The following is a 15,862-nucleotide window of genomic DNA, read 5'->3' on the forward strand; positions in this document are numbered from 1 at the left end:
AGAGATGAACATGTATTCTTACGAGAACCGGGAGTATATCGATACGGATTTCAGTCCCTCCGATTTAAGCGGAGGGGAGCTTCGCGGCTGCACATTTGAACGGTGCCGGTTTGTCGGCGCCCGGCTGGAAGAAATATGGACGGAGGGCTGCCGCTTTACCGATTGTGACTTCACGGGAAGCCAGTTGAATGCGTCCCTGCATACCCGATCAGCTTTTACGAATTGCAGGTTCAGGGGGGCGAGTCTGTTCGTAGCTAAATTCGAAGCTTGTAAAATGACCGGCTCCGATTTCAATGAAGCGAATCTGGACGGCATGACAATTTTGGGCGGGGACTGGTCGTATACCAATCTTCGTTTCGCCAATTTAGCTAAGCAGTCTCTGCGAGGGATCCGGTTCATTGAAGCGGACCTGTATTCGTGTAATCTGGAGAAGGCGGATCTTCGCGATGCGGATCTGACCCGGGCCCAGCTTGGCAAAGTTCGTCTTCAGGGGACGGATTTACGCGGAGCGGTCATGGACGGAGTGGATTTTACCTCGCTGGATGTAAAAGGAGCCAAGATGGATTCGCTGCAGGCGGTTGCCTTTCTGAGGGCTTACGGCGCTAAGGTGGAAAACTGAACAGGGAATCGGCGCTTAGAGCCAGGCTTGTTCATAGTAAGAGAATTGAAGACAATAGGCAGCTATGCTTTTCGGGATAGCTGCTTTTTGGTGTGAGCACCTGAAAAGCCCGTCAAGGTTATTCCTGCTTCATGCTTCCTTATAATGCAATGCTTCCCCGAACGGCATAAGACGAGATGGATGTTAGTAGAGGAGGTTGACAGTAGAGACAGATGACTTTTGGCATATTTGCGGAATATTAGAGGCAGGCGATGAATTTGTGGGGATATCCGCCTATAGAACTATATAGATTAAATGGCGCATAAGAAAATAAGGAAAAAAACGACAGGAGAAGCAGTTGTAATCCATTTCGTTTGATGATACAATTTGTATCGAATGATGGAAGCGAGGAGGACCTGTTCTTGAAGATGAAAAAGTGGAAAGCGGCCGCCCTGGGAGTGATCATCGTCGGGGGAGTGGCTGGCGGATGGGCCTATTGGAGCCTGAATCCGGCCAGACACTTCGAGAATAAAGAATTGCCGGTCCTGGCCCAGCCCGATCCGAATACTGTCTTAGCGCCGGAACCTGCGCCAACTGCCAAACCGGATATGAAATCATTCAATATTCTAATTCTTGGTGTAGATTCACTTGGGACTGAGCCTTCCCGTTCCGATGTTATGATGGCCGTGCATGTGGTCCCTTCCGAGCGCAAGGTGAACATAGTGTCGCTGCCGCGCGATACCCGGGTTTCCGTTAAGGGGGTAGGGTATACGAAAATCAATCACGCCCATATTCTGGGGGAAGCGAAAGGAGGCAATAAAGAAGGGACACTCATGGCGACACAAACGGTAAGCGACTTTTTGGGGGTGCCCATCAATTATTACGCAAAGACGAATTTTGAAGGATTCAAGCGAATTGTCGATAAAGTAGGCGGGGTGGAACTGAGGCTAGACAAAGACCTGTACTTGAAGTGGCAGAATGCGACAATCCCCAAAGGTACCCGGATTTTTGACGGAGATATGGCGCTGAAAGTGGTCCGCGAACGTTATGGAGCTGAGGGCGGAGATTTTGCCCGCCAGGAAGAGCAGTCCAAAGTGCTTCGTTCTATCGCAATCGGACTGCTACAACCGCAGAAAGTGCCTCAGTTAGCGACACTTCTGCCGTCTCTCAGACAGGATATTCTGGATACGAATTTTACAGATGCGGATCTGATCAGTCTGGCTTGGTTATTTAACGGTATTGGAGATGACAATTTCCGCTATGCTCAGCTGCCTGGCCGCAGTGGAAGAGAAGTCGATTCCGTTATGGGTTCCAGTCTCTCCTTCTGGATTCCAGATGCAGAAGGAGTCAAAAAAATAAAAGAAGAATATTTCTGATTACTATGATACAATTTGTACCATAAAACAGGTCGATTGAACTAGTTCCTCGGGCATGCCAATAAAGTTTATCTAAGAATAAAGTTGCAGAAAGTTACAAAATGGGGCTAGCCACCCCCCAAAACGATATGCTATAATTTCGGTGATACAAAATGTATCATAATAGAGAAAATTAAAGAAATATGGAGGGATATTTTACATGCAAGTGGCCCAACCAATTCGTGACCCTGAGAAAATCACCGCTCTTCAGGAAGTGCTGAAGAACCATTCCATGCGGGACTGGCTGCTTTTTACAATCGGAATTAATTCGGGTCTGCACCTCAACGATATCCTGCGGCTTCGCGTGAAGGACCTTAAAGGGAAGAACCTTATTCACATTACGGAAGAAAAGACGGGTAAAAGCAAGTCTTTCCAGATCGATAACGATTTAAAGGCGGAAATCAGCGAATATACCCAGTATATGGACGAGGACGATTATATGTTTCCTTCTCAGAAAACAGGCAAACCGATTAAACGTATTCGTGTCTACCGTATTCTGAATGAAGCGGCCAAACATGTAGGACTGAGCGATATAGGGACCCATACCCTTCGTAAAACATTCGGTTACCATTACTACCAGCGGACCAAGAATATATCCGTACTTCGTGATTTATTCAATCATTCGGCTCCTTCTGTTACGTTTAAGTACATAGGAATCGAAAGCAGGAACAGCGGATAGGTCAGAGTCGTTCAAAGGAGCCGAAGATCCGGGTATCCGGTTAAGAATATCGTGTATGCGGTTCCATTATAGACCCGAATTGAAAGGCGATTCCGTGGATAACGCCTCAAATCACGGGGACAAAAGATGGGTACAAAATGTACTTGACATGGATACAAGATGTATCATAAATTAAATCCATGAAGGCGATTGTATTTTATTACCACTACTACCAGATGGTGAGGGTCCTATGGCCAAAAAAGAAAAAATCGAAATCGACATTAAAAAAATTATCGAGCAGTTAGGCTTGAAGCAGAGCACATAGCGGGGATAACACTTCGGTTATCCAGCGAATCTTATTCGGACATCGAGCGATCTGCCCTCACAAAAGCAATAAAACGTTTGGCTTCCTCCGCCGTAAGTTTACGGCCGTCTATCGTCAAAGCAAATTTGTCGAGAATTTTGTCATCGGATAAGTCCAAGCTATTCACAAATTCACTTACATCATCGTCAAGTACTGCCTGCGGGTTGTTCGTTCTTCCGAGTAAATAATCCGCAGAAACCTTAAAGAAAGTAGCAATTTTGTTCATTGTTTCGTAATCCGGCTCCCGCCGACTCGTCTCGTAGTGTGACAAGGCCGCTCTAGAGATTCCAAGCTTGCCTGCGAGCTCTTCTTGAGTCAAAGCGTGCTTTTCCCGGAGCCCGGCAATGCGATCCCCATGTTTGTTCATCTTAGTATTCCTCTCATTTCACTGGAAAGTAGTAATAGTATAACCATGTCGGCTGCTCGTCTAAACCGGAGCCACCTCTTCTAGCTTGCAAGAAAAAGGGTGGACTTACTGCTTGACTGGAGTAAGAACGCGAAAGATCGATATATTGAAATTATAATTTTTTTGATACAAAATGCAACTATTTGTCGATAAAATGTTTCTTCATGAACCATCAAAACTCCTTTAAAAAGAAGTATTAACCTCTTTCTGGCAAGTTATTAATGTATATTCGCCGCTTCAGAACTTATGAAATGTTTGGGATTGTATCATAAAATCTGTCGTTAAACATACGCTTAACTAAGATGCCGCCGCTCTCAAACTTGTTTTCCGTCTGTCCATTATTGAAAATAAACGGGCGGCTTTCAAGAAAGACCGCAAACGTGTCCGGTACGCATGCGTGACCGGCAGCTGAGGAGGGAAGGATTATGGACATTGACCTTCATTGCCACATCCTTCCGGGATTAGACGACGGTGCCCCGGATCTGGCGGCTTCGGTAGAGATGGCGCAGCAGGCAGTCGGTGCCGGCATTTCCCGGGTCGTGGCAACGCCGCATCATGGCGGTGCCTACAACAACGAGGCGCCCGCAGTGATCGGCGCCGTGGAGCTCCTGCAGCATGAGCTGGACAGCCGGGGCATCCCGCTTGCCGTGCTTCCCGGTCACGAGGTACGAATCTCCGATTCGCTCCTGGGAGACCTGGCAGCCGGCAAGCTCTGTACCCTCGGGGGCTCGCGCTACCTGCTGCTGGAACTGCCGGCCGGGCGGGTGCCGGCCGGATTCGGCGAGCTGCTTCACGAGCTCGGGGTGTGCGGAATCGTCCCGATTCTCGCACACCCCGAGCGCAGCAGCGAGATCCAGCGCGAGCCGGAGCGGCTGCGCGAATGGATCGAAGGCGGCCTGCTGCTGCAGGTGACGGCAGGAGCCGTCACGGGTGCATTCGGCCGCCGCATGCAGGCGTTCGCTCTGCGGCTGTGCCGCACGAACGCGGCACACTTCCTCGCCTCCGACGCGCATGACGTGTCGGCGAGGAAGTGGCAGCTGGCGGAGGCGTACGCCAGCATCGCCCGGAAGCTGAGTCCCGATCTGGTCGGGACGTTCCGGGCGAACGCGGAATATGTCGCCATGAACGAGGCGATTATTCCGGGGGTGGTAGCGCGAGGATTGTCGATTCCGCGCGTGCTGGATGCCTGGCCTTTCAATATTCGAGTAAAAGGGTAGGGATAGGACATTTTGCGCTTGACAAGATACGAATCGTATCATAAAGTTAGAGTTGTTAGATACGAATCGTATCAAATGAGTTGAATGAAATGTATGAATAGAACATTCGCTGCAGCAATATAGCGAAGGTTCTTTCATAAATATGATCCGCAAGGAGTGAAGCGAGTGAAGAAGACGTATACCGCACCGACTGTTCTGAAGCATCAGCAGATCGTGTTCGAGACCCGGCCATCGAAGCCTCATCCGTGTGATAACGGCGGGCACGTCGGCAGTCCAGGATGCGGCAGATGATACCGCCTCTCGTTCGTTTTCTGAACGACCTGTATGTGGATGGCGGTGCATTCTCCTTCACTGAAGAGGAATACACGCTGATAGCCGAGGATTCCGACTTGTTCTCCATCACGGCTCAGGTGTTCCACATGCTGAAAGAGAAAGGGAGACTTCATGAGCTCCCGCTCTTTCTTCAGGAACATCTGGCCCGTAAGTCGGAAGCAACGCTGTATCAGAACGTGCTCCTGAAGTCCGAGACGGACCGGTTACTCCGCTTGCTGGATGATGAAGAATTGGAAGTCCTGCTTATGAAGGGCGTTCACTTTAGTGAACAATTTTTCGGCGGGGTGGGCGCCAGGGGGACGACTGATATCGATATACTGGTCCGGCCGGATGATTTGCTTGCCGTAGTGAAACTGGTCCAGCAGGCAGGATATTGTATCTTTGACGGGTCGGATGCTTCCCATCATGTCGTCTGTACCAAGGAAGGTGCAGGTCTGCTGCCGATTACGGTGGAGATTCATTGGGGGCTTGTTGAACATCATACGGCCAGAATCGACTATGAGCAGCTCTGGTTGAATTCTCACCAGTTGCAACCCTACCGCTGCGCCAGAAGAATGAATGCGGAGGACACCTTTTATTGTATTTGTTTACACGGTTCTCAACACCGGATGAATTCCATACGTTATTTTCTAGATATCGTTCAGATGATGATGAAGTTAGGGGATGAACTTCAGCTCCAAGAGATTGTTTCGAGGGCTAGGAGAGAACATACCTATAAACGGCTGCAGACAGCCTTATCTGCCGTCCGGTTCTTGTTCCCCGGACTCCGGGTACTGACAACAGAGAAACCGAAAGTTCCGGTACTGTGGACTTACAGGCTGATCCGGACAGTTCAGATGGATTTAAAAGGACCCGGTCAGATGCTGTACAGCACCTTGTATCATCTGATAAAGGTGTATGACCGGCCTGTCTATATCGGGTCATGGCTTGGGTGTTACTTTGTTCCATATGTCCACCCGGCCCTGCTTGCTCTGAGTGAAGAGAAGGAGGTCTCGCGCTGGAGGCATATGAAAACAGTCTATTCCGAAAGGTGGAAACGCCTGTCTCGTTTCGTCAAATTGAAAAAATATGTTTAGGAGATCGCTGCATGAACACTAAATTTAGGCGTCATCAAGATACCGAAGTCATGCTGCTTGACGGGGAATACGTGATCATGCACATGAACCGGCAGAGCATAACGAAAGTAAATGAAATAGGCGGCATCATATGGTCCCTGCTAGCCGAAGCTAAAACGGTGCATGAGCTTGTACTTTGTATGCAGGAACAATACGAGACCACTTACGAGACGGCTGAACATGACATTCACTTGTTTCTGCAGCAGCTTGGCGAATACGAGCTGGTAGAGGTTATAGAAGCGGTGGAGAAAGAGCCGACAAGTCTTCCGTACCGTACGGCATACTCTTGAGCATCGGAAGAACGTATTCTTCGTCGTGAACGAACAGGATCTTATCTGTGTCTTTTATGATACAAAATGTAACAAAAAATTTATCCATGTGATACGTAAAGTTCTAAAAATAAACCCATTCTATCTACACCGGAGGTCAAGTGTTAATGGAACTTGATTTGAAAGAGTACTTCCAAATTCTGCGTAAACGGATCTGGCTGATTGCGACCCTTGTTGTTCTCTCTTGTCTGGTTACGGGTCTGGTCAGCTATTACTTCATAAAGCCGCAGTATTCAGCCAGTACGAAGCTCGTGGTCAATTCATCTTATCAGGCGGGCGGTATTGCACGGATCGATTATGGCGAAGTCAGCGCGAGTATCATGCTGGTCAACACGTACAAGGAAATCATCCGAACCCCGGCCATTATGGATAAAGTTGCGGCCCAGCTTCCGGAGCTTGATCTGACGGCTGAACAGATCATATCGATGGTCAAAGTCAGCACGGTTAATGAGACGCAGGTGCTGACCATAACCGTGACAGATTACAGTCATGAGACGGCGGTAAAACTGGTGAACGCCATTTCGAATGTGTTCAAAACCGACATTCCAGAAATTATGCAGGTGGATAACGTAACCCTTCTTAATCAGGCCAAACAGGAGGAATTACCATTCCCTGTGTCACCAAATGCAAAAATGAACATCATTCTTGCTTTTATTTTATCGCTTATTGCGGGTATTGGTCTGGCATTCTTGCTGGAATATTTGGACGATACGATTAAATCCGAAAAGGAAATCGAGCAATATCTGGGGCTCCCTACCTTGTCAGTCATTACACGGATCAAGCCAAACGATATGAAGCACTATGCTCCACCATCCAAACCGGAACAGAAAGTTGCAGGTGATTCGGTCTATGCCGGCGTTAACCACTAACCAACGGTTGATTACTCATTCCAACCCTAAATCGCACATTGCAGAGGCCTATCGTACCCTCAGGACTAGTATCCAGTTCTCTTCTGTAGATCATGAAATCAAGTGTATTCTAATTACCTCCGCTCAGCCGGAGGAAGGCAAGTCTACGACCGCAGCCAACCTTGCCATCGCATATGCACAGGAGAATAAGAAAGTACTTCTGATCGATGCGGATCTTAGAAAACCGACCCTTCATAAAACCTTCAATGTATCCAATCGAACGGGACTAACTCATATTCTGGTCAGTCGCCAGGAAGGCGATCAGGCACTGATCGAAACGGAGATTCCTAATCTGACCTTGCTGACTTCGGGCCCGATTCCTCCTAATCCGGCGGAGCTGCTGGGGTCTAACCGAATGGAGACTTTCCTGGAAGAAGTCCGCAACTGGTATGACATTGTCATAATCGATTCGCCTCCTTTACTTGCCGTAACGGACTCTCAAATTATTGCAGCCAAAACAGACGGTGTCGTTCTTGTTATCAATCACGGCAAAGTAAAACGCGACCGTGCTCAGAAGGCACTCAGTCAACTCAACTATGTGAACGCGCGTATTCTCGGTGTCGTTCTCAACAACAAGGCGGTCTCTAAGAAAGAATCTTCTTACTACTACTATTACGGTGAGCAAGCGTAAGGCTTAAGCCTTCGTTTTATTTGAACAAGGTCATGCCTACTGCACCTTTATCACGTGTAGGCACTCGGTCATGCTGTGGGCGCTGCAGGCGCCTTAGACGTTAATCGTCGAGGGTATGATGTGAGGTGGGGTTGAATGCCCCTGATCCTATTTTTATAGAAAGGTGAGTTATGTTGTTTTGCCCTGTAAAACGACATAACTCGCTTTTTTAGTAGATAAACCGGTAATGGAGGAAAACAAATGAAGAACGCAGGTTGTGTTCCTAATAATTTGCTGGAGAAAGTGGAGGGAGCCCATGATTTTTAGAAGACGTAAATTGACACTGGTAGCAGTAGATATGTTGATTGTTGCTTTGAGTATTATCGGTTCCTATTTCATACGTTTCGAAGGTGATGTACCGGAGGTTTACAGAACCCAGGCAGGAATCTACATAATAACCGCTCTGCTGGTTACGGCGGGAAGCTTTCATTTTTTTAAGTTGTACAGCCGTATTTGGCAGTATGCAAGCGTAGGTGAATTATATTCTCTCATTAGAGCTTCCCTGGTAGGGGGAACCGTTACTTACATGGTTGTTTATATTTTATCCGGCCTGGCGATACCTTTGTCCGTCTTTGTAGGAGCTTTGCAATCCAGCTTGTTCTTGACAGGAGGAGTGAGGTTTGCGTGGCGTATTTTTACGGATTCGTATCAGAGGAAAAAAAATCATCAGAATAAGGCATTAATCATTGGAGCCGGCGATTGCGGCAGTATTATTGCCAAAGAATTAATTCAGAACCAGGCGGCAATCATAACTCCGGTTGCCTTTATTGACGATGACCCAAGAAAACAGACGTTTCAGATTTATGGAATTCCTGTTCTGGGTGACCGGAATTCCATTGTTCAAGTTGTTGAAAAACATGAAATTAACGATATTATCATTGCAATTCCATCTGCTTCCAAGAGAGAACTGTCTGAAATTATCGAGATTTGTAAAGCCACCAAAGCCAAACTGAAAATAATCCCCATTCTGAACGACCTTATTAGCGGTAAGGTGAGTATCAAAGAAATCAGGGATGTGGAAGTGGAGGATTTGCTTGGCAGAGAGCCTGTTACAACAGACTTGCAGGGTATAGCGAATTATGTCGAGAACAAAACTGTGCTGGTTACGGGTGCAGGCGGTTCTATTGGTTCGGAACTCTGCCGCCAGATAGCGCCCTTTCACCCGGATAAGCTGCTGCTGTTGGGTCATGGAGAGAACAGCATTTATAACATTGAAATGGAACTAAGATCGAAGTTCCCAGAGCTGCAGTTGGAGACTCTAATAGCGGATGTCCAAGATCGGGAGCGTGTTGATCATATTTTTCAGAGGTACCAGCCACAAGTTATTTTTCATGCAGCAGCTCATAAGCATGTCCCATTAATGGAAAGGAATCCGTCGGAGGCTATCAAGAATAATGTCTTTGGTACCAAGAATGTAGCTGAATGCGCCGACCGGTATTCCGCTGAACGTTTTGTTCTTATTTCTACGGATAAAGCGGTGAATCCCACTAGTGTAATGGGAACGACCAAGCGGATTGCCGAAATGTTGGTGCAAAGTTTAAATGCAACCAGCACTACCGTATTTGCGGCTGTTCGTTTTGGCAACGTACTTGGAAGCAGAGGAAGTGTTATACCCAGATTCAAGCAGCAGATTCGAAGTGGGGGTCCTGTTACCGTAACACACCCGGATATGATCCGTTATTTCATGACGATTCCAGAAGCTGTACAGTTAGTGATTCAAGCTGGCGCGATCGCTAAAGGCGGAGAGGTCTTTATTCTGGATATGGGAGCTCCTGTTAAGATCAGTGATCTGGCTAGAGACTTGATCCGGTTGTCGGGATTTGAGCCCGAAGTGGATATACAGATAGAATACTCAGGGGTAAGGCCGGGGGAGAAGTTGTTCGAGGAGCTGCTTACCAGCGAAGAAGGCATCAGCTCCACCAAACACAATCGTATTTTTATCGGGAAGCCGACAAGTCTTCAAAGAAGTTACTTGGAATTTGAAATCAAAAAGCTGGATAAGGTTATGAAAGAGGAACCGAGAGTAATATGTGAATTACTCCAGAACATCGTACCTACATTTAAGAGTGAGCAGATTAAAACAACGGAAACTGAAGAAAAAGAGTTGTCGTTAGTATAAGGAGAAATCTATGTCCAGCACATTAGAAAACAAGATTTCTAAAGGGAGTTTATCTTTAAGTAGGAATTTTTCATGGACCTTATTGGGGAATATTATTTATGCACTTTGTCAGTGGGGAATATTGATGGCCTTGGCAAAATTAGGCGATGCAAGGATGGTAGGCCAGTTTGCTCTAGCACTTGCTGTCACCGCTCCGGTATTTATGTTTCTGAACCTTCAGCTAAGAGCAGTATTAGCGACAGATGCAAATAAAAATATGCCTTTTAGTCAATATATAGGATTAAGAATATGTACTACGTTCCTTGCCCTGATTGTATTAGGAGGATTTATAATAATTAGCGGTTACGATGTGCAAACTCAACTTATTATTTTTCTGATAGCTTTATCCAAAGCTGCTGAATCAATAAGTGATATTATCTACGGTCTATTACAAAATAACGAGAAAATGGACTTTATCTCTATATCCTTAATTGTAAGAGGCGTAGCATCTTTATTGGTCACAAGCGGTATGCTCTATGTTACAGGGGATTTAACGATTAGCTTATTGACTTACATGGTATCTTGGCTATTGATTTTAATTGTTTACGATATCCCGAAGAGCAGAATTTTTTCCGTTTTAACACCAACACTTTCTTTAAAATCACTGCTGCCACTTTTACGAATAAGTTTGCCGATGGGTTTTGTAATGTTATTAATATCCTTAAATACCAACATCCCAAGATATTTTATTTCCGGCTACGAGGGAACGGAACAACTCGGATACTTTTCTGCATTAGCATACGTGATGGTTGCAGGTACAACTGTTATATCTGCACTCGGGCAAAGTGCTAGTCCCAGATTAGCTAAGTATTATTCCAGTGGTAAGTTGAACAGTTTTTACACGCTATTAATGAAAATAGGTATGCTTTTTATTATTTTGGCTTTAAGTGCAATTAGTATTGTAGTGTTCCTGGGGCAACCGATTCTTTCAATTCTGTATGGCTCTTCTTATAGTGAGTATTCTCACATCTTTACTTTAATCACTATAGGTGCAGGTATCGGATATCTCGGATCTCTTATCGGATATGGACTTACAGCCGCAAGAATATTTGGTACACAAGTATATTTATTCTTATTTATTAATATGTCCCTGTTACTCGCGTGTTATCTCTTGATTCCAAGTCTTGGTCTAGAAGGAGCTGCCTATTCGTTGATTATTGGAAATATAGCTCAGGTAATAGGGAGTTTGTTTATATTCTATTTCCATCTCTATAAACGTGGAAGTACTGGTAATATAGGGACAGTTGCCAGTAAAGATTAATTATGGAGGAATTAAGCTGTGCGTATCTTAAGAAATTTAATTTTACTCTCTTTTGTGCTGCTTATACTCCAAATTGTTGCATGGAAAGTATCTGAGTATGTGTTAACCATAGGTTTTATGTGTTTAATCTTTTTAGCTATAAATTCAATTTTTTTAACAATCTATATTACTAAGAGAAAACCCATCTCCATATATAGTGACCTGGTTGTTCTTTTTATGGTTTTCTTTACGTTATACGGTATTGCATACCCATTGGATTATACGTTAGGACTGCTGCATGATTATTCCTATGAACAGGTCTATAAATCAATTGTAGTTTATGTGCTGGCAAGTATTTCTCTAATCATCGGTATAAGTTTGAGTCAGGCTCTTTTAAAAAGTAGGGATCATAAAGTTAAAAGTGTAGTTCAGGGTTTACATTACAGCAGCTTGAATTTTGCGGGTATTACAATACTATTCCTGGGGCTTTTAGCGATGCTGTATGATCTGTATCGCTTAGGTGGATTTAATGTATTAGGTGTCGCTAATCGGATGGATTATTTTTACGCTCAGCGTAATCTTGGAGGTTCAACTCTTCCTTTTAAAGAACTCACTGGCGCTGGATTTTTAACACTTGCAGTATCTGTAAATAATTTGAAGCAGGTAAGATATTTACTAATAGGTCTAATGGTTGTATGCTCCTTTTTATTTTTCGGTATGGGAAGTCGGGCATACATAATAATTGTGGCTCTCCCAGTATTAGCAACCTTACTCCATAGGAAGCTTGTTACAATTAATACGAGGAAAAGTATTCTCATCATGTTAGTATACTTAATTATGTTATCTCCAATATTTACAAATGTAAGAGATAGCATTATTACTAAATCGGACTTATTCAATTTACCTAAAGAAGACTGGGCATTCTCATCAGGAGAAACTGGAGCGGCCTTTCAGATTTCAACTAAAATCATTTCTAATGATGGCTGGAATGGTGCGGACGCTTCGTATATTACGGCTATGATGTATATGTTACCCTCCAATGTATATCTGGCAATTACCGGCCATAATAAACCGATGAACTTGTCTGAATGGTATGTCTCACACTATCTTCCCTATACTTATAAAAGCGGCGGGGGAGTAGGCTTTTCACCAATAGCACAAGCATGGATGAATGGAAAATATGCGGGTATTATCCTGGTGTACATGTTGATTGGCTACCTGATAAGCAGACTTAACAATAAAGGTCTATTGAAGTACATTTTAATTGGGCTTGTTCTCTCATTCCAAAGAAGTTCATTTCAATCTTTTTTTAGCAGCTTCTTGATAATGTCTCTTGCATTGGGAGGTATCATTGTGATTTCGGTCATCCTATCTAAAAGGAAAGCTTCCTTTCCATACGAGGCTAATCTTATAAAATAAGGAACAAAGGCGTGATTTTGTTGAACGAGAAGAACGGCAACCCTAAAAAAATTAGGGTTCTTTTTTTTATCACTTCATTGGCTGGAGGAGGGGCAGAAAAAGTAGTCTCCATGTTACTATCCGCTCTTAATCCAAAAATTTATGATTTACATCTGTTAGTTAATAGGAATGAAGGACCCTATGTCGATCTTATTCCTTCTCACGTAACAATAACAGAGTTGAAATCGGCTCGATTACGAAGTTCATTGAAGCATATAGTGAATGAATTAAGAGAAATCCAACCAGACGTAGTAATATCACATTTATGGGAAATTAACGTACTTACGATACTGGCCAAAAAAATAGGTAAATTGAAATTTAAAACGATTCTATGTGAACACAGTACGATTAGTCGAAAAAGATTTTTTGGAGCAAATTCAATTAGAAAGTGGGCCTATCGAGACAGTGATATAATCGTGGGCGTTTCAGAAGGTTTAGGAATGGAAATTGAACATATTTTAAAGGTCGATAAGAAAAAAATCAGAGTTATTTACAATCCCGTAATTGGAAATGATTTTGCAGCACGCGTTAAGGCTCCATGTAGTCATCCATGGTTTCAGGAAGAAATTCCAGTGCTTATTGGCTTAGGCCGTCTTGTACCGGAAAAAAGGTTTGATCTATTTTTAGAAGCTGTAAAAGAATTAAACAATTTGAAGATCCCTGTAAGGGGCATTATTTTAGGAGAAGGTCCACTAAGGAAAGAACTCGAGAATCAAAGAGATTTGTTGAATCTAAATGGGACTATTGATCTCCTGGGATTTGTAGAAAACCCACTTCCTTACTTGAACTTAGGGTCTGTATTCATTCAAACTTCAGATTATGAAGGGTTACCAACCGCGTTGATTGAAGCGGTCGCCTGTGGCATAAAAATTGTAGCCACGAATACTCATACCGGTACTGAAGAAGTGTTGGAAAATGGTGTGCATGGGCGTATCGTAAGCAGAGGGGATTTGAAGGAAATTGTAGAACAAACAAAAGAATTACTTATAAAGCAAGAATGGAAAAAAACCAAGGGTTTACTTATAGATAACAGTCCCTTCTCTTTAATTAAAGCAACCAATCAATATTCTCAGCTTATTACTGAAGTAATGAAGGCGGATAGCGCTTAAGTTAGGCTTATAAAAAAAGTTGAAGGTAGTGGATTATTTGGTTGACATTAGCATTATTATGAGTGTGTACAATGATGAGAATTATTTAGAAGAGAGTATAAATTCTATATTGAATCAGACATTCACTAATTGGGAATGCATCATTATTAATGATGCTTCTAGAGACAGGTCTAGTGAAATAATCCAACATTATAGCACCATAGATCCGCGTATAAAAGTAATCAATCTCACAGTGAACCAAGGGTTAGCTAACGCTTTAAATATGGGCATACAAAATGCTAACGGGACTTATATTGCTAGACACGATAGTGACGATATTATGCTGATGGATCGATTATCTAAACAATTTGACTTTATGGAGACTAATAAAGAAATTGGTGTTCTAGGTTCATTTGCGAAGATAATTGATGAAGACGGGGTATTGAAGGGAAGCATTATTACTCCACGTATACCAAACTCAAAAAATATTTGTAAAGGAAATCCTGTTATCCATCCTTCTGTTCTTGTTAGAAAAGAATTATTTAATCAGATAGGGAGCTATGATGCATCTCTGAGAAGATGCCAGGATTATGCGTTATGGTTCCATTTTATTTCGTGCGGTGTTAATTTTTATAATCTGGAGGAAGAATTATTATTATATAGGATTACAAGAAGCTCCTATTTGAAAAAAAAGTTTAGGTATCGCTTGTCTGAAGCTCAAATTATCTGGAAGGGATGTTGGAAATTAAACAAGAAATTTACTGGTTTATTATACGCTATTAAGCCTATTTTAGTAGGAGTGCTGCCAAAAGATATTTACCGCAATATACAATTTAAAAAGTCTTTTAGTAAAAGCCATTCGTAACAGGAGGTTAACATGATTCTAATAACAGGGGCAGCGGGCTTTATCGGAGCGCACCTTTCCAGACGCCTTATGCAGGACGGATATGACGTAATAGGCGTGGATAACTTAAACGAATATTATGACGTCCAGTTAAAGCGGGATCGGCTGAAATGGCTGCAAAGTGAAAATTTCAAATTCCATGAATTAGGTCTTGAGAACGGAACAGAATTAAACGCGGTCTTCGAACAATATAATCCCAGAATCGTGATCAACCTGGCGGCACAAGCGGGCGTAAGATATAGTCTGGAAAATCCTTCGGCCTATATCTCTTCCAATATTACCGGCTTCACTAATATTCTTGAGGCTTGCCGGCATTATAAAGTGGATCATCTGATCTATGCGTCCTCAAGCTCTGTGTACGGGGCCAACAAGAAGATTCCTTTCGCCGTCACGGACAATGTAGATCATCCTGTTAGCTTGTATGCTGCAACCAAGAAATCCAACGAGCTTATGGCACATACATACAGCCATCTGTTCGGACTTCCGACTACAGGCCTCCGGTTTTTTACGGTTTATGGTCCCTGGGGACGTCCGGACATGGCTTATTTTTCTTTTACGGGAAAAATTCTTGCAGGTAAGCCAATTCAGATCTTTAATCATGGCGAAATGCGGCGCGATTTTACTTATATCGACGATATCGTCGAAGGTATAGTCAGACTGATTGACTGCCCGCCTGCCAATAGACTCGAAAGTGAACTGAGCAGTTCAACGGCCCCTTATAAAATCTATAATATCGGCAACAATCAACCTGTTGAATTAATGAAGTTTGTCCGCATCCTAGAACAGCATCTGGATAGAAAAGCGGTTATGGAGCTGCTTCCAATGCAGCCGGGCGACGTTAAAGAAACGTTTGCAGACATTGAGGAATTGAAGAAGGATACCGGCTTCTCGCCTTCGACGTCATTGGAACAGGGCCTCCGGAATTTCGTGAGCTGGTATTTGGATTACTACCAAATAAATGAACCTGCAGTTTCCGCCAAAACTAATGATGGTCGGTGAAG

General features: G+C 43.8%; 16 protein-coding genes. 15 read left to right on the forward strand and 1 reads right to left on the reverse strand.

Annotated elements, in window-relative coordinates; all coding sequences use genetic code 11:
- Positions 1-10: 10 nt before the first annotated feature.
- From AR333_RS14845 to AR333_RS14855, 3 genes are all read left to right on the forward strand, one after another.
- Positions 11-619, forward strand: a complete 609-nt coding sequence (locus tag AR333_RS14845; RefSeq protein ID WP_068776157.1) for a pentapeptide repeat-containing protein — start codon at positions 11-13, stop codon at positions 617-619.
- 407 nt (positions 620-1,026) lie between these two features.
- Positions 1,027-1,974, forward strand: coding sequence for an LCP family protein (locus tag AR333_RS14850; protein WP_068776444.1), 948 nt, complete (start codon positions 1,027-1,029; stop codon positions 1,972-1,974).
- Between the two features lie 199 nt (positions 1,975-2,173).
- On the forward strand, positions 2,174-2,692 hold the full coding sequence (locus AR333_RS14855; protein ID WP_068776158.1) for a tyrosine-type recombinase/integrase: 519 nt from the start codon (positions 2,174-2,176) through the stop codon (positions 2,690-2,692).
- A gap of 335 nt (positions 2,693-3,027) precedes the next feature.
- On the opposite strand, the gene AR333_RS14860 is transcribed toward AR333_RS14855, so the two are convergent.
- Positions 3,028-3,402, reverse strand: a complete 375-nt coding sequence (locus AR333_RS14860; protein WP_068776159.1) for a helix-turn-helix domain-containing protein — start codon at positions 3,400-3,402, stop codon at positions 3,028-3,030.
- A gap of 464 nt (positions 3,403-3,866) precedes the next feature.
- Between AR333_RS14860 and AR333_RS14865 the strand changes: the two genes are divergently transcribed.
- The 12 genes from AR333_RS14865 to AR333_RS14915 all read left to right on the forward strand — a co-directional run bounded on the left by AR333_RS14865 (position 3,867) and on the right by AR333_RS14915 (position 15,860).
- Positions 3,867-4,658, forward strand: coding sequence for a tyrosine-protein phosphatase (locus AR333_RS14865; RefSeq protein WP_068776160.1), 792 nt, complete (start codon positions 3,867-3,869; stop codon positions 4,656-4,658).
- A gap of 165 nt (positions 4,659-4,823) precedes the next feature.
- Entirely contained in the window at positions 4,824-4,949 is a 126-nt protein-coding gene (locus AR333_RS25625) for a hypothetical protein (protein WP_268893049.1), read from the forward strand.
- Entirely contained in the window at positions 4,946-6,067 is a 1,122-nt protein-coding gene (locus AR333_RS14870; RefSeq protein ID WP_068776161.1) for a nucleotidyltransferase family protein, read from the forward strand. The genes AR333_RS25625 and AR333_RS14870 overlap by 4 nt, the downstream gene beginning before the upstream one ends.
- An 11-nt stretch (positions 6,068-6,078) precedes the next feature.
- Positions 6,079-6,396: a PqqD family protein gene (locus tag AR333_RS14875; protein WP_068776162.1), complete on the forward strand. Its 318-nt coding sequence runs from the start codon at positions 6,079-6,081 to the stop codon at positions 6,394-6,396.
- A gap of 146 nt (positions 6,397-6,542) precedes the next feature.
- The gene (locus AR333_RS14880) at positions 6,543-7,304 is read left to right on the forward strand and encodes a YveK family protein (RefSeq protein WP_068776163.1); all 762 of its coding nucleotides are present in this window, start codon (positions 6,543-6,545) and stop codon (positions 7,302-7,304) included.
- The gene (locus tag AR333_RS14885; protein ID WP_068776164.1) at positions 7,285-7,974 is read left to right on the forward strand and encodes a CpsD/CapB family tyrosine-protein kinase; all 690 of its coding nucleotides are present in this window, start codon (positions 7,285-7,287) and stop codon (positions 7,972-7,974) included. The genes AR333_RS14880 and AR333_RS14885 overlap by 20 nt, the downstream gene beginning before the upstream one ends.
- 295 nt (positions 7,975-8,269) lie before the next feature.
- Positions 8,270-10,132 carry a nucleoside-diphosphate sugar epimerase/dehydratase gene (locus AR333_RS14890; RefSeq protein ID WP_068776165.1) on the forward strand — a complete coding sequence of 621 codons (1,863 nt, stop codon included), beginning with the start codon at positions 8,270-8,272 and terminating at the stop codon, positions 10,130-10,132.
- A gap of 10 nt (positions 10,133-10,142) precedes the next feature.
- Positions 10,143-11,432: a lipopolysaccharide biosynthesis protein gene (locus tag AR333_RS14895; RefSeq protein ID WP_068776166.1), complete on the forward strand. Its 1,290-nt coding sequence runs from the start codon at positions 10,143-10,145 to the stop codon at positions 11,430-11,432.
- Between the two features lie 18 nt (positions 11,433-11,450).
- Positions 11,451-12,830: an O-antigen polysaccharide polymerase Wzy gene (wzy, locus tag AR333_RS14900; RefSeq protein WP_068776167.1), complete on the forward strand. Its 1,380-nt coding sequence runs from the start codon at positions 11,451-11,453 to the stop codon at positions 12,828-12,830.
- Positions 12,831-12,850: 20 nt separating this feature from the next.
- Entirely contained in the window at positions 12,851-13,978 is a 1,128-nt protein-coding gene (locus AR333_RS14905; RefSeq protein WP_156430922.1) for a glycosyltransferase, read from the forward strand.
- A gap of 28 nt (positions 13,979-14,006) precedes the next feature.
- Positions 14,007-14,822, forward strand: coding sequence for a glycosyltransferase (locus tag AR333_RS14910; protein ID WP_216638981.1), 816 nt, complete (start codon positions 14,007-14,009; stop codon positions 14,820-14,822).
- Between the two features lie 12 nt (positions 14,823-14,834).
- Positions 14,835-15,860 (forward strand): NAD-dependent epimerase, encoded by a 1,026-nt coding sequence (locus tag AR333_RS14915; protein ID WP_068776170.1) that lies wholly within the window; start codon positions 14,835-14,837, stop codon positions 15,858-15,860.
- Positions 15,861-15,862 lie beyond the last annotated feature (2 nt).

It is taken from the genome of Paenibacillus sp. FJAT-26967 (assembly GCF_001541095.1).
Lineage (GTDB): Bacteria > Bacillota > Bacilli > Paenibacillales > NBRC-103111 > Paenibacillus_F.